At 43.0% G+C, this 20403-nt stretch carries 19 protein-coding genes and 1 pseudogene; 7 read left to right on the forward strand and 13 right to left on the reverse strand.

The window, feature by feature from the left end; genetic code table 11:
- Positions 1–6: 6 nt before the first annotated feature.
- The 3 genes from ABMY45_RS09295 to gtfA form a co-directional block, all read right to left on the reverse strand.
- Positions 7–1017, reverse strand: a complete 1011-nt coding sequence (locus tag ABMY45_RS09295; protein ID WP_069019406.1) for an ArsJ-associated glyceraldehyde-3-phosphate dehydrogenase — start codon at positions 1015–1017, stop codon at positions 7–9.
- A gap of 21 nt (positions 1018–1038) precedes the next feature.
- Positions 1039–1800: a metalloregulator ArsR/SmtB family transcription factor gene (locus ABMY45_RS09300; RefSeq protein WP_233525281.1), complete on the reverse strand. Its 762-nt coding sequence runs from the start codon at positions 1798–1800 to the stop codon at positions 1039–1041.
- 182 nt (positions 1801–1982) lie between these two features.
- On the reverse strand, positions 1983–3452 hold the full coding sequence (gtfA, locus tag ABMY45_RS09305; RefSeq protein WP_206471925.1) for a sucrose phosphorylase: 1470 nt from the start codon (positions 3450–3452) through the stop codon (positions 1983–1985).
- 186 nt (positions 3453–3638) lie between these two features.
- Here gtfA and ABMY45_RS09310 point away from each other — a divergent pair, with 186 nt between their 5' ends.
- The 3 genes from ABMY45_RS09310 to ABMY45_RS09320 all read left to right on the forward strand — a co-directional run bounded on the left by ABMY45_RS09310 (position 3639) and on the right by ABMY45_RS09320 (position 8426).
- On the forward strand, positions 3639–4865 hold the full coding sequence (locus ABMY45_RS09310; protein WP_102057966.1) for an MFS transporter: 1227 nt from the start codon (positions 3639–3641) through the stop codon (positions 4863–4865).
- Between the two features lie 183 nt (positions 4866–5048).
- Positions 5049–7439, forward strand: a complete 2391-nt coding sequence (locus ABMY45_RS09315) for a TonB-dependent receptor (protein WP_206472058.1) — start codon at positions 5049–5051, stop codon at positions 7437–7439.
- Between the two features lie 15 nt (positions 7440–7454).
- The gene (locus ABMY45_RS09320; protein WP_206471923.1) at positions 7455–8426 is read left to right on the forward strand and encodes a carbohydrate kinase; all 972 of its coding nucleotides are present in this window, start codon (positions 7455–7457) and stop codon (positions 8424–8426) included.
- 51 nt (positions 8427–8477) lie between these two features.
- Here ABMY45_RS09320 and ABMY45_RS09325 read toward each other — a convergent pair whose 3' ends face one another.
- Together ABMY45_RS09325 and ABMY45_RS09330 are read right to left on the reverse strand one after the other, a co-directional pair.
- Positions 8478–8849 (reverse strand): hypothetical protein, encoded by a 372-nt coding sequence (locus ABMY45_RS09325; RefSeq protein WP_174169317.1) that lies wholly within the window; start codon positions 8847–8849, stop codon positions 8478–8480.
- A 37-nt stretch (positions 8850–8886) separates the two neighbouring features.
- On the reverse strand, positions 8887–9255 hold the full coding sequence (locus tag ABMY45_RS09330; protein WP_102057963.1) for a hypothetical protein: 369 nt from the start codon (positions 9253–9255) through the stop codon (positions 8887–8889).
- 409 nt (positions 9256–9664) lie between these two features.
- On the opposite strand from ABMY45_RS09330, the gene ABMY45_RS09335 reads away from it, so the two are divergent.
- Positions 9665–10516: an EamA family transporter gene (locus ABMY45_RS09335; protein WP_174169318.1), complete on the forward strand. Its 852-nt coding sequence runs from the start codon at positions 9665–9667 to the stop codon at positions 10514–10516.
- Positions 10513–11454, forward strand: coding sequence for a bile acid:sodium symporter family protein (locus tag ABMY45_RS09340; RefSeq protein WP_349288793.1), 942 nt, complete (start codon positions 10513–10515; stop codon positions 11452–11454). Before ABMY45_RS09335 ends, ABMY45_RS09340 begins: the two co-directional genes overlap by 4 nt.
- Before the next feature lie 16 nt (positions 11455–11470).
- Here ABMY45_RS09340 and ABMY45_RS09345 read toward each other — a convergent pair whose 3' ends face one another.
- The 6 genes from ABMY45_RS09345 to ABMY45_RS09370 are packed head-to-tail and all read right to left on the reverse strand — an operon-like array spanning position 11471 to position 16739.
- Positions 11471–11908 carry a GNAT family N-acetyltransferase gene (locus ABMY45_RS09345; protein ID WP_349288794.1) on the reverse strand — a complete coding sequence of 146 codons (438 nt, stop codon included), beginning with the start codon at positions 11906–11908 and terminating at the stop codon, positions 11471–11473.
- Positions 11905–12936: a S66 peptidase family protein gene (locus tag ABMY45_RS09350; RefSeq protein ID WP_349288795.1), complete on the reverse strand. Its 1032-nt coding sequence runs from the start codon at positions 12934–12936 to the stop codon at positions 11905–11907. The genes ABMY45_RS09345 and ABMY45_RS09350 overlap by 4 nt, the downstream gene beginning before the upstream one ends.
- Positions 12937–12956: 20 nt before the next feature.
- Entirely contained in the window at positions 12957–14327 is a 1371-nt protein-coding gene (locus ABMY45_RS09355; protein ID WP_349288796.1) for a TrkH family potassium uptake protein, read from the reverse strand.
- Positions 14327–14983, reverse strand: a complete 657-nt coding sequence (locus ABMY45_RS09360; protein WP_174169323.1) for a TrkA family potassium uptake protein — start codon at positions 14981–14983, stop codon at positions 14327–14329. The genes ABMY45_RS09355 and ABMY45_RS09360 overlap by 1 nt, the downstream gene beginning before the upstream one ends.
- A gap of 20 nt (positions 14984–15003) precedes the next feature.
- The gene (locus ABMY45_RS09365) at positions 15004–15705 is read right to left on the reverse strand and encodes a response regulator transcription factor (protein WP_010373790.1); all 702 of its coding nucleotides are present in this window, start codon (positions 15703–15705) and stop codon (positions 15004–15006) included.
- On the reverse strand, positions 15705–16739 hold the full coding sequence (locus ABMY45_RS09370) for a DUF4118 domain-containing protein (RefSeq protein ID WP_349288797.1): 1035 nt from the start codon (positions 16737–16739) through the stop codon (positions 15705–15707). Before ABMY45_RS09370 ends, ABMY45_RS09365 begins: the two co-directional genes overlap by 1 nt.
- 545 nt (positions 16740–17284) lie before the next feature.
- Here ABMY45_RS09370 and ABMY45_RS09375 point away from each other — a divergent pair.
- A pseudogene (locus ABMY45_RS09375) lies at positions 17285–17818 on the forward strand (group II intron maturase-specific domain-containing protein); the annotation flags it as partial.
- A gap of 80 nt (positions 17819–17898) precedes the next feature.
- On the opposite strand, the gene ABMY45_RS09380 reads toward ABMY45_RS09375, so the two are convergent.
- Entirely contained in the window at positions 17899–18321 is a 423-nt protein-coding gene (locus ABMY45_RS09380) for a hypothetical protein (protein ID WP_349288798.1), read from the reverse strand.
- 143 nt (positions 18322–18464) lie between these two features.
- Between ABMY45_RS09380 and ABMY45_RS09385 the strand changes: the two genes are divergently transcribed.
- Positions 18465–19433 carry a transposase gene (locus ABMY45_RS09385; protein WP_349288799.1) on the forward strand — a complete coding sequence of 323 codons (969 nt, stop codon included), beginning with the start codon at positions 18465–18467 and terminating at the stop codon, positions 19431–19433.
- A 286-nt stretch (positions 19434–19719) separates the two neighbouring features.
- Here ABMY45_RS09385 and ABMY45_RS09390 read toward each other — a convergent pair whose 3' ends face one another.
- Positions 19720–20178, reverse strand: coding sequence for a hypothetical protein (locus tag ABMY45_RS09390; protein WP_174169333.1), 459 nt, complete (start codon positions 20176–20178; stop codon positions 19720–19722).
- Positions 20179–20403: the final 225 nt, after the last annotated feature.

Genomic DNA, 20403 nt, shown 5'->3' on the forward strand with positions numbered 1-20403 from the left:
AATGCTTTATTCGCCTAACGACAATCCGACTTTACGTACTAATTCCGCGGTACGATTTGCATAGCCCCACTCGTTGTCATACCACACGTACAACTTAACCTGAGTACCATTAACTACCATTGTAGATAACGCATCGACGATACTAGAGCGAGGATCCGTTTTATAGTCAATAGAAACTAATGGTCTTGATTCATAGCCTAAAATTCCGTTAAGCTCAGTAGCAGCAGCTTGCGCCATCCAGTGGTTAATCTCTTCCACTGTAGTTGGCCGCTCAACCTCGAAAACGCAGTCTGTTAATGAAGCATTCGCCAATGGAACACGAACGGCGTGACCATTTAGCTTACCTTTTAATTCAGGAAAGATATGGGTAATAGCAGTCGCTGAACCCGTTGTTGTCGGAATTAAACTCATGCCACAGGCCCGCGCGCGGCGTAAATCCTTATGTGGCGCATCCAAAATGGTTTGCGTGTTGGTGATGTCATGAATAGTCGTCATCGAACCGTGCTTTATGCCGATATTTTGTTGCAGGACTTTTACCACGGGCGCTAAGCAGTTTGTGGTACAAGAAGCGGCTGTAACGATTTGGTGGGGCATATCGTCATATAGATGGTCATTCACTCCCATCACAATATTCAATACTCCTTCTTCTTTTACCGGTGCCGTAACAACAACACGCTTAACGCCTTGATCTAAATACTGTTGCAGCAAAGCTTTGGTTTTCATTTTGCCGGATGCTTCGATCACGACGTCACATTGAGACCAGTCGGTTTGCGCAATCTCTTTGTTTTGAGTCACCGACAACACTGTTTCACCTATTTGGATCTGTTCATCTTGAAAAGACACACTGTGATGCCATTTACCATGGACAGAATCAAACTCTAGCAAGTGTGCTAGAGTTTCTGCATTGCCCGCAGGATCGTTAATTTGTACAAACTCGATTTCAGGCCAGTCAAAGCTAGCGCGAAGCGCCAAACGCCCCATTCGACCAAAACCATTGATCCCTACTTTAATTGTCATAAGAACTCCAAAATCTAATTATTAGTTACAGCAAGTTGCCATGCGTGTTGGCCGTTCGCCCATCGCATTTAGCCTCACTAACTCAGCTTTTATATAATCTGGTTGATGCATAACCGTGGCGTTTATCACCGCCTTCATCCATAGCGGTAGCGTTGGGTTTATAGAATAAAATACCCATTGTTTTTGCTTGCGATCACATAGAATTCCAGCCTTCTTTAGCTGCGCCAAATGCCGTGACACCTTGGGTTGGCTATCTTGTTCAAGCGCAGCCATTAGCTCGCAAACACATAGCTCACCTTCCACCATCAACATGGCAAGCGTTTTTAAGCGGATCTCATCCGCTAAGGATTTATAAAATTGCAAGGGTGTAAGTAGCGTATGTTGTGGCTTACCTTCGCGTAGTAGGGAAATAACTTGTTCATTGATGTCGAACAAGGTTTGCTCATAAGCATTATTGCGATTTCGCTCAGCTGGACTCGCAATATCCCACGCAAGGACATGTTCTCCTTGCAGTTTACCTTCGCATTCAGATTGCACTTCAGAGCATAAGGTTACCACCACATCAAAGTGTTCGTCCTTATACTCATTGAGGTGTTTACTGTACAGATTGTCCGTATTAATCCCTAAACGGCGTAGCATTGAAAGCGTAGTCGCATTCACGGTGCTCGGCTTAGTGCCTGCACTATAGGCATGAACATCCGAACCGCCATGAAAGTTAGTTAGCGCCTGCGCTAAAATTGACCGCGTTGAGTTTCCAGAACAAAGAAAAAGTATCTTCATCATTACATAACAAATTAATTATATAACTTTATTGTTATATAGATAATCCGCTATGTCAATTACGCTTTGTTGATATTTATCTATACATAGCAGCTCAACTAAGATTGCGAGCCGCTACCAAGGATAATCGATGTTGAGGAACTTAAAGCCAACTTTCTACGCGTAACTTTGGCTCCTCGCTATGGTTAGAAAAGCAGCGATTGAATGTTATAGCTCTGCTCTGTTGCGTTTTCAGAAGTTTTAATCATGGCTTCATCTTTTGCGAGATCAACTCGCAACTCCGCTTTTGCATTATTGCCCTCCCAAGTTATAACCAGATTTGAGCCTTGGCATGTTACTGCAAAATTGCCATCAAATGCGCAGCAAGTATTACGCAGTTTAATTAGAGTTTGCAGACCCTTCACGACAGGTTTATCGAGTGCAGCTTCCACCATCACTACATCCAAATAAGGGCGGTTGATATCGCGCCCAACATTACTTTTTTCAAGGAGCGCCATGTCATTTTCCATCGCCAATAGACCACCGTAATAAACTTGTGGTACTCCAGGGCAAAAGAACTGAACTGCTCTTGCTACTAAATAATAAAAATCATGCTTCCCTAAGGCTTCATAATAACTGCAATTGACTTGATACAAGTCGACATTGCTCGCTGCAGCGCCGGTTGCCTTGCGGCTTTGACCATTACTGTTGCTATGGATCTGCTCAACCAAAGCATCAATTTGATTAGCATCGAGTAACCCTGGTTTATCCCCTTCAGGCCCTGCGTCAATAATGCCAATTCCGTCATGAGTATCCAGCACGGTTAGACAATTACGCGGCGCAATGTCCAACCACTTGGCTAAAGCCGAGAAATCTTTATTGAATAAACTGTGTAAAATAAGCGGAGGGAGCGCAAAGTCATAAACACGGTCGACTTTGCTGGCAACCTCTACTTGAGTTTTGTAATAACTGTGGATTTCGGCAATGGTTTCCATGCCAAGCTCATTGGCGCGCTTAGATAATTGATTGATAAAAGCAAAGGCCTCATCGGTCATAAAACAGCTGGTATTTGCGCGTTTGATTGCATATCCTGCGGCATCTAGTCGAATAATTTTCACTCCACTGTCTGCAAACAATGTTAAGACTTTTTCTAAATAAGCGCGCCCCGCTTCTGACTCAACATTAATATCAATTTGGTTATCAGTAAAAGTGGTCCAAAAATCCACAACTTCGCCACTCGCTAACGCCTTTTTAGAAAAGCAACTTCCCGGCCTCGGACGATAAATTGCTTGCGCTTGTGCTTGCGTAATGCCATCAGGAAAGACATCTTCTTCTTTTAAAAACATCGACCAAAACTGTGACTCTTGGCCATGAGCCAACACATCTGCAAATTCTGCTGACTCTCCTGACACATGGTTAACGATAAGATCTGCCATTACCTCATAGTGCTCGGCAATCAACTTAATATGTTGCCAATCGCCCAATCGTCCGTCGACTTTGGCATGGTCAATCGGGTCGAAACCTGCGTCACTACCATCAATTGGATAGTAAAAAGGCAAAATGTGGACACCACCAAATAGTCCAGCTAACGGGCCCGTTAGTAACGTATTTAATTGTGCAAGGCCGCCGCCAGACAGGCGGTCAGCATACGTGATCAACTGAACTTGGTTTTTCATAATTTACTCATTAAAAAAGTTGAGACTTAATCGATTAAGTTATATCTTTAATCATGAACAAACAATAATCAAGTTTTATCGTAGCGTTCTACTAAAAATAATTCGCTTAATGCAGATTAGTATTACACTCAGTCTTATGTAAAGAAGTAGACCAGCTACATAACAAAGCCCTTCAAGAGGTGAACAATGAGCAGCAAGTCGAATCACACTCAGCTCAACACATTGCGCTGGTTAACTTATATGATGTTTTTGATGTTTGCGATGACATCAGACGCCGTTGGCGTGATCATTCCAACACTGATCAGCGAATATCAACTTAGCATGACCCAAGCCAGCGCCTTTCACTATGCGCCAATGATTTTAATTGCCTTTAGCGGCTTATGTTTAGGATTTTTGGCAGATAAAATAGGTCGTAAGCTCACGGTGTTAATTGGCCTCATGCTATTTTCATCCGCATGTTTCTTGTTCGCACTGGGTGAAACTTTCACCATGTTTTTAATGCTTTTATGTGTGATTGGATTAGCCATTGGCCTATTTAAAACAGGGGCCCTCGCTCTTCTAGGCGACATTTCTGACGGCGCACAAGAACATACTCAAACCATGAATAAAGTCGAAGGCTTCTTTGCCATCGGCGCGATAATTGGCCCTGCAATTGTCAGTTATCTATTGATACAGGGGGTGAGTTGGACCTATCTTTATGTGCTTGCTGGTGGGCTGTGCTTAATACTCAGTATCGTGACTTTAAGCACTGAGTTTCCCAAGTTTAATACCGCTCATGCACAAAACAATGCGGGCCTCTCACACACAGCAGCGATGCTCAAGAACAAATATGCACTTGGCTTTTCCCTCGCCATAGCACTCTACGTTGCAACTGAAGTCGCAATTTATGTCTGGATGCCCACTTTATTACAGGATTACCAAGGTGATTTAACTTGGCTTGCAACTTATGCCCTCACCATCTTTTTTATTTTACGTGCAGTAGGTCGCTTTATGGCTGTATGGTTACTCGCTAAGTACCGTTGGCAAAGCGTAATGCTAGCGCTGAGCTTTGCTATATTTGTATGCTATTTTTTGACTTATCTTTATGGTGTTAATGCCGCTATCTATACGCTCCCGCTAAGTGGTTTATTTATGTCTATGATTTACCCAACATTAAACTCAAAAGGGATCTCCTGTTTTGACAAAACTCAGCATGGCTCTGTTGCTGGTGTGATGTTGTTCTTCACCGCGCTTTCTGCTGCGCTAGCACCACTTCTGATGGGCATGGTGAGCGATTACTTTGGCCATGTTAGCTATGGCTTTGTACTTGCGACTGGGTTTGCATTTTTACTCTTTGCGGCCATGCTGTACAACTGGTTAAAGGACCCTGCCCGCTTACTATTGAGCAAAAACGCTAAGTTGCAGCGAGTGTAACCCCTCCAACCACAAATTTTTCGCGGGTTAAAATTCATAAAAACCAAAGCATTAAAATTTTGTTTGAATTATTGATTAATTTTTAATTGCAACCAAATTAAATTGTGCTAAAAATAAACTTAATCGATTAAGCTTATTTTTAATAGACCGCACGAGTTTGACAACGATAACAAGAGGCAAATGATGACAACAATCAAAACCACCCTATTTACACTCAGCGCACTCACGCTTGCAATCTCTCACTCGGCGGCCGCTGAAGAAAAAGCACACACTACGCCTGCCGATGGCTTCGAGAAAATAGTCGTAACGGGTGTACCAAAGCGAACAACCATTATGGCATCGAGTGTTTCTGTTAGCAGCATAGGACTGGAACAAATCTCTGTTGCAACCCCCAGAACTACCGCTGAAGCATTCAAACTAATTCCTGGTGTAAGGTCTGAATCAACCGGTGGTGAAGGTAATGCAAATATCGCTGTACGTGGTCTTCCTGTCGCATCCGGTGGCGCTAAATTTTTGCAGTTACAAGAAGATGGCTTGCCTATTTTGCAGTTTGGTGACATTGCTTTTGGTAACGCCGATATTTTTATGCGCCTTGATAATACCGTGGAGTCAATCGAGTCTATTCGTGGTGGCTCGGCTTCGACTGCCGCCAGCGACGCTCCCGGAGGCATTATCAACTTGATTTCAAAAACGGGTGAAAATGAGTCAGGCAGTGTTGTCACCACGTTTGGTTTAGATTATGACGAGTTTAGAACTGATTTTGAGTATGGGAGTTATTTAAGTGACGACATAAAATTTCATATTGGTGGCTTTGTGCGTCAAGGTGAAGGCCCACGTGACACCGGCTATACCGCAAATAAAGGCGGCCAACTCAAAGCCAATATCACCAAGGAATTTGAAAGTGGCTACGTTCGTTTATATGTAAAACACCTTGATGATAAAACAGCAGGCTACCTTCCTATGCCAATGTATTCTAATGGCGACTCCATCAGCAGCTTTGATGTACTGTCAGATACACCTCACTCTGTTTATTTCACCGCCACGCAAGGCTTAGGTGGTAACAATCAAATTCGTCAAGGGGATATGCGAGACGGAATGCACCCTGTTGTTGATAGTATCGGCTTTGAAGCAAATTTCAAACTAGGTAATGATTGGCAAATCGAAAACAGGTCCAGAAAGTCGAGTATCTCAGGCACATTTATGTCGCCTTTCCCTGCAGAGATCGCCAATAGCCAAGCAATTGCCGAGAGCATAGCCGATACCGGTGCGACACTCACCTTTGCCAATGGACCAAAAGCGGATCAAGCGTTCAATCAAGCACTACTAATGCGCGTTCATACCTTCGAAGTGGAAATGAATGATTTCGACAACATCATGAATGACCTAAAGCTCACCAAGTCATTTGGTACTGACACGTCACTCACCTTCGGCTACTTCATGTCATCGCAAAATATCAATATGTCTTGGTTATGGAATTCATACTTGCTCGAGGTTAAAGGAGATAACGCAGCGCTTGTCAACGTGGCCGCTGCGGATGGCACTGCATATTCTGAAAACGGATTATATGCCTACGGTACGCCCTATTGGGGAAATTGCTGCCAGCGCAACTACGACACTGAATACGATACTCGTGCCCCATATATCGCCTTTTCAACAAAGCTCGGCGATATTTCAGTTGATGCGAGTGTGCGTCATGATTCAGGTAAAGCGACAGGTACATTTGCAGGTGCTGTAACATCTCGTGTAGATATCAACCGTGATGGCACTATATCAAAGCCAGAGGAGCAAGTTGCAGCCATCGATCTCGCTAACCCCAATGTGGTTAATTACGACTGGAGCTACACAAGTTACTCTGTCGGCGCAAACTACCAAATGACCTCAAGCAGCGCCATATTCGGCAGATTTAGTGAGGGCGGTCGTGCAAATGCAGACAGACTATTGTTCGGTAAAGTGAATATTGATGGCAGTGTTGCTGATGAAGACGCTGTGGATGAAGTGACACAATATGAATTTGGTATCAAACAAAAGTTTGAACAAGGTCGTCTATTTGCAACTTTATTTTACGCCGAAACAGAAGAGCAAAACTTTGAGGCAACCAGCCAAAAGTTCTTTGACAGGCAATACGAAGCACAAGGTATTGAACTTGAAGGTGTCTATTTTATTGGCTCCTTCGACTTACGAGGTAGCTTAACTTGGACCGATGCTGAAATCGCAAAAGATGCACTCACTCCCGAAGTCGAGGGTAACGCGCCAAGACGGCAAGCTGACTTTGTTTATTCCTTATTGGGTAAATATAACTTCGATCAAGGTGCTATCGGTTTAAGCCTAATCGGCACCACTGACGCGTACGCACAAGACAACAACGAGTTAAAATTTGACGGTTACACTCAGGTCAACGCGTTTGCAAGTTATGATCTGACTGAACGCTTCAATATCGCGTTAAACGTAAACAATCTCTTTGATACCACAGGATTAACAGAAGCCGAGGAAGGCGTAATTCCAACTAACAATATTATTCGCGCTCGCAGTATTAACGGCAGAACTACGTCTGTCACTTTAAAATACCGTTTCTAATTGGGGGTAGTAGTTATGCAATTAACATGTTTTGGCGAGATGCTTATCGATTTGTTACCTACCGGCGACGGTAGCCTTAACCCTATTGCTGGCGGTGCTCCAGCGAATGTGGCGGTAGGCTTTGCTAAACTTGGTGGCAGTGCTCGGTTTGTGGGAGGTTTTGCTGAAGATCCCTTTTCGCTGCAATTAAAATCAACCTTGGCGTTATATGCTGTTGGAACAGAATATTGTGTATCCATAAGTGGAGCGCAAACCGCCTTGGCCATCGTCCACCTAGACGCTCAAGGAGAACGAAGCTTTTCGTTTTACCGCGACAATACCGCTGATATCGCAATCCGCCCAAAAGACTTTGAGCATTTGCAATGGCCAGATCACGGGATATTTCATTTTTGCTCAAACACGCTTACCGATGCAGAAGTTACAAGTACCACCATGGCGTTATTAAAGTCTGCTGCGGCTCATAATCAATTAATTTCATTTGATGTTAACCTGCGCTTGAATCTATGGCAGGACTTATCTTGCTTATCCGAACGTATAGAGGCTTGCTACCCCTATGTCGACATATTAAAAATGAGTAAAGATGAGCTGAGATATCTTGCTGAAGAAAAGAACATGAGAGAGGCTAGCTATTTAGATTGGTTATTTAGTATCGGCGTACAAGCGGTGATCTCAAGCGATGGGCCAAATCCTTGCAGTGTATTAACAGCTAAAGACTTTTATTCCGTCGCCTCTCCTACTATTGATGCGGTTGATACAACCGGCGCTGGGGATAGCTTAATGGCAGGGTTTCTATTTCAACTCAGCCAACATGGGATCTCAAAAGATACACTAGTGCAAAACTTCCCAACCGTAAAAAAGGCACTTAGCTTTGCTGTGAAATGTGGTGCGTTTACTTGTGAACACAAAGGTGTCATGCCCTTTATGCCAACGCTTATAGATGTGTCTGAACGGTTTTCTTCCTTCAACCCTGAGGCTTTGTTAGGTTAATACCTAAAGCGGGAAAAGGCTTTCCCGCTGTTTTATTATAAAAGTCGAAACTTAGAACCCGGTTTCATAATCAATATGAGCAGAGTTTGTCGTCTCGTATGTACCATCAGTATAAAGAATAGTTGCAGTCGCATTGTACTGACGATAAGCACGAATGGTCATGTTACACGTCGTACCACCGCTGCAGTTCGCATCACCATTCCAAATTACTTTACTAATCGCTTTAGTGGCATTTGCGATATAGAACTTACCTGAAGTTGAATTACCGAAAGAAAAATCAATTCCAGAACAATAGCTAGTATTGTTACCCCACACATTACCGCCTGATTTCACGTTCAAAGAGCATTTTAAATCTGCCGCTTGCGAACTAAAAGACAGGCCACCTAGTACAACCAATACTGAAGCAATTAATGTTGATTTCATTATTATTTCCTTTGATTAAGAATAAGTTAAGTAATTTTTAGTGACCAGTTTCATACGAGATACGTGATACATTCGTTTCTTCGTATGTGCCATCTTTGTATAAGATAGTCGCCGTTGCTGTATGTGTTTGATACGCATAAACAGTAAGTGCACATTCAACACCTCCGGAGCAGTTTGCATCACCATTCCAAATCACTTTGTTAATCGGCTTGCTGATATTCGTTAAGTAAAATTTACCTGTAGTTGAGTTGCCAAATGAGAAGTCCATACCAAAGCAGGTTTGTCCGTTACCGATGACGTTGCCACCTCTTTTCACTTGTAGGTCGCAATTCAACTCTGTTGCGCCAACGCTGCAGGTACCAACTAGTGCAATAGCTGCAAGTATCTTAGTTATTTTTTGTTTCATCTTGCTCTCCTTATATTTATTATGTTAACAACCAAGAAACCTTGGTTAAAAAACAAACTACACAATAAAAATAAAAAATTCAATTATTTTAACCCAATAAAAACATAAAATTCACAATAAGTTCAGAAGGCCATGTTCATTCGACTTGATGGCAAGGGATTTAAACGCTGAGAGTCAGCTGTAGAGATTATCGAAATAATAGACTAAATAAAAAAGGCCGCAGCGGCGGCCAAACACATCATGGGTAAAACAATGAAGGGATGTAAGTGTGAATACACAGCCATTCTATGCGAATAACCATAAATTAAAATCACATTATAAAGATTGTTATCATCGCTTTTTTCGAACAGTCAATTTTCTACGACACTCGTGATACAATTGCGGGATTAAAAATTACAACTAATTAACCATGCCATTACTTTGGATTGTTACTTTACTTTGGGCGTTCTCGTTTTCTTTAATTGGTGTCTATTTGGCAGGCCAAGTCGATGCTTGGTTTAGCGCTTTATCTAGAACCTTGCTTGCTGCAATTGTGTTTATTCCATTTTTGAAATTGAACTCAGTGAATAAAGAGTTGATAATCAAGCTGATGGCAATCGGTGCAGTGCAGATTGGTCTGATGTATGGCTTTTACTATCATTCTTTTTTATACCTAAGCGTACCTGAAGTGTTGCTATTCACTGTGATGACACCCATCTATATTACTGCACTCAATGACTTACTAAACCGCTCGTTCAATGCCACCTTTTTGCTGTCTGCACTCATAGCTATCATTGGTGCAATCACCATTAGATTTACAGAGCTTACTAGCGATTACCTTTTTGGCTTGCTACTAGTGCAAGGCGCAAACCTTTGCTTTGCGATAGGCCAAGTAAGTTACAAACGCTTAAGTAACCATTACCAGCTGGTACACCACCAAAGCTTCGGCTTTTTCTTTATTGGTGCGTCCCTCGTGCTCGCCATTGGATTTATGTTATTCGGCAATCCCCAACAACTCCCAAGTACGAATCTACAATGGGGAATACTGATTTATTTAGGCTTGATTGCTTCAGGCGTAGGATATTACGTTTGGAACTTAGGACTGACCCGCGTCTCGGTGGGTGAACTCGCGGTAATGAACAATGTGCTGATCCCAGCTGGGATCATTGTCAATTTGCTGATTTGGAACCGAGAGGCTGACCTCGTTCGCCTTGGTATTGGTAGTGCTATTATTTTTGCAGCCCTTCTGTACAGCAAACTCGGAACTAAAGGCGAAAAATGAGTAGAATAGTACAGCTCTTTCCAATCTGGGCCGTTATTTGCTCAATAGTTGCCTATCTTTTTCCAACTCTATTTAGCGCGTTTAAAGGCGGTATTATTCCGTTATTAATGTTGATCATGCTCACAATGGGTTTAACCCTCACTACAAAAGACTTTTTACGCGTGCTTGACAACAAAAAAGCCATTTGCGTTAGTGTACTGCTTCAATTTACCGTAATGCCGAGTGTTGCCTACTTGATTGCAACCACCATGAGCTTAGAAACTGACTTATTAATTGGTATGATTTTAGTGGGCACGGTTGCAGGCGGCACGGCAAGTAACGTTTTGTGTTATCTCGCCAAGGGAGATGTCGCGTTATCGATTTCTATGACCGCGATTAGTACTTTACTCGGCGTGTTCTTAACGCCACTACTAACCACATTGATGATAGGTCAGGTGGTTGATATTCAGTTTTCTGATATGTTGACGAACCTGCTAAAAATTGTGCTACTTCCTGTGGCTGTGGGCGTTGCTTTCAATACCTTGTTTGCCAAACCACTAGCGCACTCTGTTATCAAAACAACTCCGATACTGCCTTTACTTTCAATGCTCTCAATCGTTTTTATCATTGCAGTGATCGTTGCTCTTAATCAACCTAAACTTGAAAGCATCGGGCTCGTTATGCTGGTTGCAGTGATCCTGCACAATACTACAGGGCTACTTTTGGGCTATTTCATTCCGAAACGGCTCGGTTTTGACGAGAAGGTATGTCGCACCATGGCCTTTGAGGTGGGCATGCAAAACTCGGGGCTTGCTGTTGCGCTTGCCATGAAGTTTTTTACTCCTGCGGCGGCCGTAGCAGGTACCCTATTTTCTATTTGGCATAATGTCAGCGGCTCGATATTAGCAGGAATATGGCGACGAAGCGCCACCAGCTCATCTGATAACTATAAAGCCTAATATCAAAGGCTAGGCTTTATTGTAATTGCTTATAAAAGTGAATTTTGCAATCCGATGAGCCGTTGATTTGTTCACAATTTACAATCTGGTAATCGCGGCTTATTAGCATCAATAGCATGTTTTTGAATAGGTTTCTCGACTTTACTCTAATGGCGCTATAGCCTTGCGCTTTGCACCAAGTTTCTTGCATCACCAACAGCTGCTTGGCAATACCTTTGCCGCGATATTCGGGGATGACCGCGCCTAACCAGCTATAAAACTCGTTGTTTGGCAGTTCGTGACCTAGCTTATACCCTACAGGCTTGCCTTGAGCGTATGCCACCAGCAATAAATATTGTTTATCTCGCAGTTTGTCTACGACTTCCTCACCCTTTCTTGGCGTGGCAAATTCAGGAATTTGGTTTTCTATCGCAAGGAGGTCATCTATCGAGCCGACTTTATATTCTAGATTCATATTAATGTCTGTGTAATTGAAAAGGTATCGCTAACAGTCACTTCGGCATAAGCGCCGTTAATAAGCGTTAAATTCGGCGCTTGATGGCCTATATCCACATTGTATAGCACAGGGAAATCGCAACCAGTAAAGACTTTTTGCAATGCATCTACGTGCGTCCAGTCGCTATCTTTTGCTAGCGGTTCTGGATTTCGACCAATCAAAACTCCAGCGACTTTCGAAAACCAACCTCGTAATTTAATACTTTGCAGCGCACGATAGTATGCCGCTGGCGGCATTTCGCCATTTTCAAAATATAAGATAATCGACTCATCAGGGTGCGCCTGTGAAAAAGCGTCCAGATCAAAATATTCCGTACCAGCCAATAACATGTGAATATCCAAACAGCCACCTAATAATCGACCAGCAAACCGCTGCCGGTGATTGCCATTGGCCAAAATACGCCATTGAGTGCTCGCGGACAAGTTAAATCCAGCATCGGGAAAATCAACAAAATTGAGTGGCTCAGCTTCAAAATGTGTCGAGGGAAATTGCGTGAAAGAGTCCTTAGGCGCACGCCTCAAATAGTCAAAAAGTCCAACCGTTAAAGGGTCTTGTTGATGGACATTTAATTGCATAAGGTTAGTTGCATGCACGCTTGCCCAGCCTAGTTTACAAGTCACTGCGCTCAGCAAAGTGCTGACATCAGAGAAACCGATGAGCCATTTTGGCTGAGCATACGCCAACTTTTCCCAATTAAGTAATGTCAGTAAATCCATTGCGATTGCACCGCCCCATGGCGGCATAATCGCGTCTATTGTGTCATCGAGTAAGTATCCCATAAGCTCATTAGCACGGGTTTTGACATCCGCGCTAACGTAGTTGTGGTTATCGCGCAGGCATTCACCAACCACGAGTTCAAAACCTTGTTGCGTTAGATAATCCAAAGCGTTGTCTAATCTCGCGTGCATAGCAGCAGGTACGCCCGCTGAGAATGCCGTGATCGCAATTTTACTGCCCGCTTTCAACGGTTTGGGATACTTCATCATGATTTCCGTTATTTTTTTGCTTATCCTACCTGAATTTCCGCTTTTGCATACTTCAAATTCTCCCTTTTCGGGCGAGCGATCAAGTATAGAAAGGTTAACGGCCCCAAGCGTCCAATCAGCATTAAAAATATGATTACCGCTTCACCGGGTTCAGACAATGAGCCAGTGATCCCTCGAGATAAGCCAACCGTGCCCAATGCCGACACGGCTTCAAACGTGATATCCGTTAAATTTGCCTGCTCGGTGATCGTTAAAATAAGGGTTGCGAGCATCACGGTAAAAAAGTAAACCACGGTGAGACTAAGCGCCTTAAATACCGTTTCAGGCGAGATCTGTCTGTGTCCGATAGCGACTTGATCTCTGCGTCTTAGATAAGCGTAAGTTGCCATTAATAGCACCACAACCGTGGTTATTTTAAGACCACTTGCGGTACTCATAGAACCGCCGCCTATTATCATTAACCAAATGGTCAGCACGGTACTTTCGTCATTCACCAGCGCAAAGTCGATACTGTTAAAACCCGCTGTCCGTGGCGTCACAGCTTGCATCCAGGCGGTGATCACTTGCTCAGACACCGGCAAATTTCCAAGGGTCTCTGGGTTATTTGCTTCAAAAAGCCAAAATAAGCTAAATGCCAGCACATTTAACACCGCTGTTGCTATCAAGACTAACTTAGTGGCAGATCCAAACCGGCTCCAACGGCGTCTTTTCACTACATCCATCAACACCACAAATCCAAGTCCGCCAATCACAAATAATCCCGATATCACAAGATTAACGACCCAATCACCACGAAAACTGGTTAGGCTGTCATCATGCAATGCAAAGCCGGCATTGTTAAAAGCCGAAATAGTGTAGAAGAAGCTTTGTATTATCGCATCACCAAGCGGTAGCGTTTGATACCAATGGGCAAGCAAAATGGTAAATCCTATAGATTCGATGATCAGTGCATAAACTAACACGCATTTGGCTGTATCAACCAACTGATCAAATCGAGCTATGCCAAAGCTTTCTTTTGCGATAAGTTGTTTACTAATGTCCATTTGCTGCCCCATCCCCCGCAGCACCACAACCGTAATGGTCATAAAACCAAGTCCACCGATTTGAATAAGACTAGCAATAACGAGATGGCCAAAGGTCGTAAAATCATTTGGCGTACTCAATACGGCAAGTCCTGTCACCGTTACCGCGGAAGTTGCAGTAAATAACGCTTGCATCACTTTGATGTCTTGGGTGTGTGCTACCGGTAGCAACAACAAAATAGTACCCAAAGCTATCAGCCCACAAAACCCAATAAACAGAACTGCTGGGGGGCTTAACCTCAAGGGTTTTTTGCGGGCTTTGGGCTGGCTACTTGGATAGGGATAATAATGGGGACTCCATGTTTTCATTACGCCCCCAGTTTTAGCGCGATAGAATTTAACGCTTTTAACTGACCGCTGAGGATCACTTTATCATCTTCGTTGATCAAAAATGACTCTGCCGGATTGCTATAACACGCTTTGCCGCGCTGTACTAACACAGCCTTGATTTCGCCCTTTGCACGCTTTAATAGCGTTGCCAAAGACTGCCCGCAGCTTAATTTATTCACGATGACTTCCACCATATAAAAACCATGCCCCAATTGCATATATTGATTGACCATGGGGTAATTCAGTGTTTGTGCGACCCTGATCCCCATTTCTTCTTCAGGGCGGATCACGCGTGTTACGCCTAAGCGGGATAAAATTGTATGATGCGCTTCTGAGCTGGCCTTAACCCAAATTTGCTCAACGCCTAAGTTCTTTAACGACAGTACACATAAAATGCTCGATTCTAGGTTTTCACCTATGGCGACCAATACCGCTTTGCTTCTCGTAATATCTAGTTGGCGTAATGCCGTTTCATCGGTCGCGTCTAAAGAGGTGGCATAATCAATATGCTCAACAACTTGGTTCACCACACGTTCGCGACTATCTACCCCTATCACTTTGTTTCCAAGCCGCTTTAATTCCAAACAAGCCGCAAAACCAAATCGACCTAAACCAATAACTACAAATTGTGCCATAACAACCTCTATATACTCCGTTATGAGAAATGCTTATTGAGCGGTAAAAGTAAAAACCGATAACCAACCCCGGGCTCAGTTTCTATGATTTTTGGTGTAGCAGCATCATCACTGAGTTTCTTACGTAACTGGCTGACTACAATCCGTAAATAGTGACTATCTTCGACATGACTTTCGCCCCAAATTTGCTTTAATAAGGTTTGCTGACTGACTAACTCTTGTGCTCTTTGCGCAAGCATACTAAGTAGTGCAAATTCCTTTTTCGACAGTGCTAATGGTGCGTTATCCATAATGACTTGATGCTTTTGTAAATCTATCATCAATTTGCCGTAGTCAATGGCAAGCAAGCGTTTGTTCGGTACTAAATCTCGTAATAGCACTTTGACGCGCACCACCAGCTCTTTGATGCTAAAAGGCTTCGTCAGGTAGTCGTTTGCGCCGCCCTCAAGCAGTTTAATCTTCTCAGCCTCTTGATCTCGCGCAGTTAAGATCAATACAGGTAACTTGCTGGTTTCTCGGATCTTCTTCAAAATGCTATATCCATCAAAATCTGGTAGCCCGAGATCTAAGATAACTAAGTCTGGCAGCTCACCTTTTAACACCGACATGGCTTCCTTTCCGGTGCTGGCTTCCACATAATTCAGCCCTTCAGCTTTTAATGCTAAGCGGATAAAACGACGGATCTCTTCTTCATCGTCAATCAATAAAATGGTGTGAGTCATCAATGCGCCTCCTCTTTTGGCAAACTAACTTCCATTGTGCAGCCTTGCGTCGTGGGCAAAATGCGAATATCACCGCCGTGCGCACGAATAATACCTCTTGCCACACTCAGCCCTAAGCCACTGCCACCGTCTTTGCTGACGCTTTGTCGAAACGAGCTAAAGGCGGTAAAGACTTCTTTTTGCCGAGCAACGGGGATCCCAGGACCATTATCCTGAATAAATATCAACAACGCTTGCTGCGTTTCTCCAAAGGAAATCTCAACCCGCTCTCCATCGGGACTAAAGGTGACTGCATTTTCAATTAAGTTAAACAGGGCTTGTTCAATGAGTGCAGCTTGTATCGTGAGAATTGGACTCATATTCTGTGGCATTCTCGAGACGCATGGCGCGCCTAGCCGCAAAATCACGTTATCAATCAAGACATCAATAGACGTAGGTTGCTTCAACAGCGAAAGCTCATCCCCTTGATGCTGTAACTTTGTGGCTTGCAAAATATTTTCGATATAGCGAAACAAACGGTGGCTTTCTGATCGTGCGGACCCCAACAGCTCATTTTGCTCGTCTTGGTCTAACTTATCACGATAGGTTTCTAGCGTTTCGAGCGCGCCCATCACCGCAGCGAGCGGTGTGCGTAGATCATGAGAAACCGACAACAAGATATTAGAGCGCACATTCGCAACTAAAAGCTGCTGCTTTTGCTCTTTGATATAGCTCGATAAATAGCTGGTAGCTAATGCTACAGCGATAAAAACGACTAAATTGACCACATCTTCGGTATTATTCATATGAAGCGTGTATCTGGGTTCTGTGATAAAAAAGTTGAACACTAGACTGCTAACAACCGCCACCCCCAGTGCCATCCAACGTTTTGCGATGAGAGAAACAACAACAACCCCCAACTGTAATACCAACAGTACACTGATCGCCGAATGCAACAGCGAGTCTAAGGCAACGGCAAAGGCGCTGGTTAACAGCAAAACCAGAAAACTAACGAGATACTCGTTCTTGGCAATAAATCCATTCTCGGAAAACATAGTGACTCCAACTTGCGCTATGTCTTTATTCTATCCTTGTCGAAATTCCGTTGCCGTATAATTTGCGTAAAATTTACTTAGCTTTAGGCTATTTAGCACAAGAGCCTGTTTATCTATCAAGTTTGTTTTTGCATGTTGATGATAAAAAGGCTAAGTGCATATCTGATAAAGCCATTGTGATACGCTGGCACAAGCTGTTTAAAGCAACTAACTTAGAAATTCATTGAAGAATGGCCGAGAGCGAGTAATGACCATTTATTGTAAAACACTCAAAAAACGACGGCGCACAAACCTAGCAAATTGTGAACGTTTGCTGGCTGGACCAAATAAAGGCTTTAGCAATAACGCCTCAAGCTGCGCTAACCGTAGCCTCCCCCATGCAGTGCGCGATAAGCTGATTTTGACGTCGAGAAATACGTAAACGCCAATAACTAGCTTATTTTAGAAACACTTTTGATATGAGTGATGAACAGTTTTTTGTAATTCTAAGTCGAAACTGCCGTAACTATGGTGAATAGATAACTTTGGGTGTCTGTATTGTTCTTACTCGGTTACTTGAAACTAAACTCAAATTGCTTGTTAACACGGATAAAAGTCAGATGGTTAAAACCACACAAAGTAAATTCTTAGGGTTTACCTTTAAACATGGAGCAATCAAATGGCATGACAAAACCTTGCATAAATTTAAGCGACAGGTACGCATTTTAACTAACCGTAATTGGGGCGTGAGCATGCAATATCAGTTGTTTAAATTAAGCCAATATCTAAACGGATGGATCAATTATTTTGGTATTGCAAACGCATACCAGCAATGTGTTGACCTAGACCAGTGGATAAGGCGCAGGATCAGGATGTGTTACTGGCGACAATGGCGAAAACCGAGAACTAAAGTGAGAAACCAGATGAAGCGTGGAGTTCATGTGCAAGCAGCCGTTGCCTGTGGCATCACAATTAAAGGGCCTTGGCGCAGTTCCAAAACACCCGGTATTCAACAGGCTTTAAGCTTAAATTATCTGAAAAACGAGGGACTTTATTCACTCAGAGACGGATGGATAAAAGTGCATTACCCAAACGGGTAATCTGTTAGATGAAACGCCCTGTGCGGCCCCGCATGCAGGGTGTTGTGGGGGCTGAGGGTTAGATACCCTCGGCTACCCGATTAGCTATACTTGCTCAGATATTTACTACCAAGTACACCTAAATTTTTATTCCAAAGCTCTGCTATTAATTTAATAGAAAAATTATGAAAATTGTTTAAACCTAATTGCTCCTTTTTAACAAGACCTATTAAGCCATTAAAGCATGAATCTTGTAGGCGAAAAATTGGCGTATGCACAGCCTCGTTACGCAGCTCACGAAACCAGTCATATAGTTTAAATTGAAATTCATCGATAACTTTTTCTTTTCTCAATTTTTCCAATCGTTGATGATGGTTTGATAATTTTAATCCCGGGTTATGGTGATCGATTAGAGTTTTCACCATCATTTCAACGAATGAATGTGCAACAATTATAAGCAATCGATGATTATCTTTAACGATACCGATTTCTTCCCCTACTCGAAGCAAATAATCAGATTTCAAATAACTCTCCCTGTATAGCTAACGAAATAACTCGTTTCAAATTTGTTTTCGCTTAAATCGCTGACACCCACCACTAATTTGCACCTTCCTAAGATACCGCCTACGCTTTAATTCTGCACTCAATGGATTGAGGAATACAAACTATGGCTACTGCCCGTAAAAAACAAATCAGTTTAACCGACACCAAATACTACCACTGTATCTCCCGCTGCGTAAGGCGCGCTTTTCTGTGCGGTGAAGATAAATTTACTGGCAAATCATATGAACACCGCCGTGATTGGGTTGAAGAAAAGCTATTGATGTTGGGGTTTGTGTTTTGTATTGATGTTTGTGCTTATACCGTGATGAGTAATCACACTCACATTGTTTTATATGTTGATGATACAAAGGCTAAGCGTCTGTCGGATAAAGCAGTTGTGATACGGTGGCACAAGTTGTTTAAGGGCAATTGGATAAGCCAAAAGTATATTGAAGATGAGCCACTCAGTGAGTCGGAGCAATTGATGCTAGATGAGCTGGTTGATAAGTACAGAGAAAGACTCGCAGATATTAGCTGGTTTATGCGCGTACTTAACGAAGACATCGCCCGCCGAGCAAATAAAGAAGATAATTGCACAGGTCGGTTTTGGGAAGGGCGATTCAAATCCCAAGCATTACTGGACGAGGCAGCGCTGACTGCCTGCCTCGCTTACGTAGACCTAAACCCCATTAGAGCCAAAATCGCCGCAACGCCTGAAACCTCAGACTACACCAGCATCAAAAAGCGCATCGACCACGCTAAGCTGAAACAACCTAAAAGTCTCCTACGTTTTGCTGGCAGCCCGCGAAAACATATGCCTAAAGGCCTACCTTTTGAACTCAAATCCTATATTGAATTAGTTGAACTCACAGGCCAGTGCATTCGCGCCGACAAACGAGGCTATATCTTTGAGTCACAACCCATACTCACTCGACTCAATATAGAGCCTGAGAACTGGATAAAACTCACTACGCAATTTTCTCGGGTATTTCACGGTGCTGTTGGTCGAGAGCGAACAATAACCGCTTACTGTGAAACACTGCAAAAACGACGACGGACAAACCTAACAAACTGCGAGCGCTTATTGGCTTAGCAAAACGAACACTATCAACTCGAAAATCTATAACTGTTGTATTTACAGCGCTTTGTCGTGCGCGATAACTCGGTTTTGATGTAGAGATACGCTTGAGCGCTAAAAAATAACCTATCGATAAACGTTTTTGGCCAAAGTGACGGCTGTGCTTTCATACTTTTTTACTTCACCTCCTCAGCTTTGATGTTAATAGTGATGGGTGTCGCTTATTTTCCTTGGCTAAACTAAGCGAAGAATGAGCGCAAGCCTGCTGTTTTGCGTCCACGGTTTAATTAATTTGTTAGAGTTACAAAACATCTTTTTTGATTGAGTGTGCTTCAAGTTCCTTTGCTATTAAATTTCGATCCATATCTTCAGGTAATAAGAATGTGATTTCACTATCATCAGTAAACTTAAAAACGATGCCGTTAAATATAAACCTGTACGAAGAGATCAGCTCCCAAGGTATCGAAGTTATATTATCTGCTTTGATTCTGACAAGGCCTTTGGGACCGGAATCAATTTTAACTGGTGACAGCCACGTGACCGTATACAAAACCCAAGCTAAAGTGAAACCTAGCACAGGAGCAATCCAAATTGTTTTAGCTAGATGACTGATAAAGTCATCTTTAGTCAACAGGCTTACAACTGCCAAAAAAACGAAAAACAACGTCCATAGTAAGCAGCTTATTAACACCCCCTTTGAAATGAGGCTATATTTCTCTTGGTTTTGGATTGATTTAATCCAAGGTTCAGTCCACTTCATTGCCTGATTGTAACCCTAACGCCCGAATAACAGGCTAAAAAATTTTGGCTAAAATAGCGAGGCACGAGCGGAGCCAAACTTTTTTAGTCCTTGTTGATTTGTTTGTGTACGCCCGACATGGGCATTAACTAATGAGGTGAAAGTCCTCTGTAGGAAGATCACCGTTTAAATAACTGATTGTTATTAAACGATAACTACTAGCGAATGGCAAGTGCAAATCCGCGA

The sequence above is a fragment of the Pseudoalteromonas sp. XMcav11-Q genome, assembly GCF_040104525.1.
GTDB lineage: Bacteria > Pseudomonadota > Gammaproteobacteria > Enterobacterales > Alteromonadaceae > Pseudoalteromonas.

Bases quoted from the DNA above. Each gene is read 5' to 3' on its own strand.
- ABMY45_RS09295 (WP_069019406.1), bottom strand. From the start codon at position 1,017: ATGACAATTAAAGTAGGGATCAATGGTTTTGGTCGAATGGGGCGTTTG.
- ABMY45_RS09300 (WP_233525281.1), bottom strand. From the start codon at position 1,800: ATGATGAAGATACTTTTTCTTTGTTCTGGAAACTCAACGCGGTCAATT.
- gtfA (WP_206471925.1), bottom strand. From the start codon at position 3,452: ATGAAAAACCAAGTTCAGTTGATCACGTATGCTGACCGCCTGTCTGGC.
- ABMY45_RS09310 (WP_102057966.1), top strand. From the start codon at position 3,639: ATGAGCAGCAAGTCGAATCACACTCAGCTCAACACATTGCGCTGGTTA.
- ABMY45_RS09315 (WP_206472058.1), top strand. From the start codon at position 5,049: ATGACAACAATCAAAACCACCCTATTTACACTCAGCGCACTCACGCTT.
- ABMY45_RS09320 (WP_206471923.1), top strand. From the start codon at position 7,455: ATGCAATTAACATGTTTTGGCGAGATGCTTATCGATTTGTTACCTACC.
- ABMY45_RS09325 (WP_174169317.1), bottom strand. From the start codon at position 8,849: ATGAAATCAACATTAATTGCTTCAGTATTGGTTGTACTAGGTGGCCTG.
- ABMY45_RS09330 (WP_102057963.1), bottom strand. From the start codon at position 9,255: ATGAAACAAAAAATAACTAAGATACTTGCAGCTATTGCACTAGTTGGT.
- ABMY45_RS09335 (WP_174169318.1), top strand. From the start codon at position 9,665: ATGCCATTACTTTGGATTGTTACTTTACTTTGGGCGTTCTCGTTTTCT.
- ABMY45_RS09340 (WP_349288793.1), top strand. From the start codon at position 10,513: ATGAGTAGAATAGTACAGCTCTTTCCAATCTGGGCCGTTATTTGCTCA.
- ABMY45_RS09345 (WP_349288794.1), bottom strand. From the start codon at position 11,908: ATGAATCTAGAATATAAAGTCGGCTCGATAGATGACCTCCTTGCGATA.
- ABMY45_RS09350 (WP_349288795.1), bottom strand. From the start codon at position 12,936: ATGATGAAGTATCCCAAACCGTTGAAAGCGGGCAGTAAAATTGCGATC.
- ABMY45_RS09355 (WP_349288796.1), bottom strand. From the start codon at position 14,327: ATGAAAACATGGAGTCCCCATTATTATCCCTATCCAAGTAGCCAGCCC.
- ABMY45_RS09360 (WP_174169323.1), bottom strand. From the start codon at position 14,983: ATGGCACAATTTGTAGTTATTGGTTTAGGTCGATTTGGTTTTGCGGCT.
- ABMY45_RS09365 (WP_010373790.1), bottom strand. From the start codon at position 15,705: ATGACTCACACCATTTTATTGATTGACGATGAAGAAGAGATCCGTCGT.
- ABMY45_RS09370 (WP_349288797.1), bottom strand. From the start codon at position 16,739: ATGTTTTCCGAGAATGGATTTATTGCCAAGAACGAGTATCTCGTTAGT.
- ABMY45_RS09385 (WP_349288799.1), top strand. From the start codon at position 18,465: ATGGCTACTGCCCGTAAAAAACAAATCAGTTTAACCGACACCAAATAC.
- ABMY45_RS09390 (WP_174169333.1), bottom strand. From the start codon at position 20,178: ATGAAGTGGACTGAACCTTGGATTAAATCAATCCAAAACCAAGAGAAA.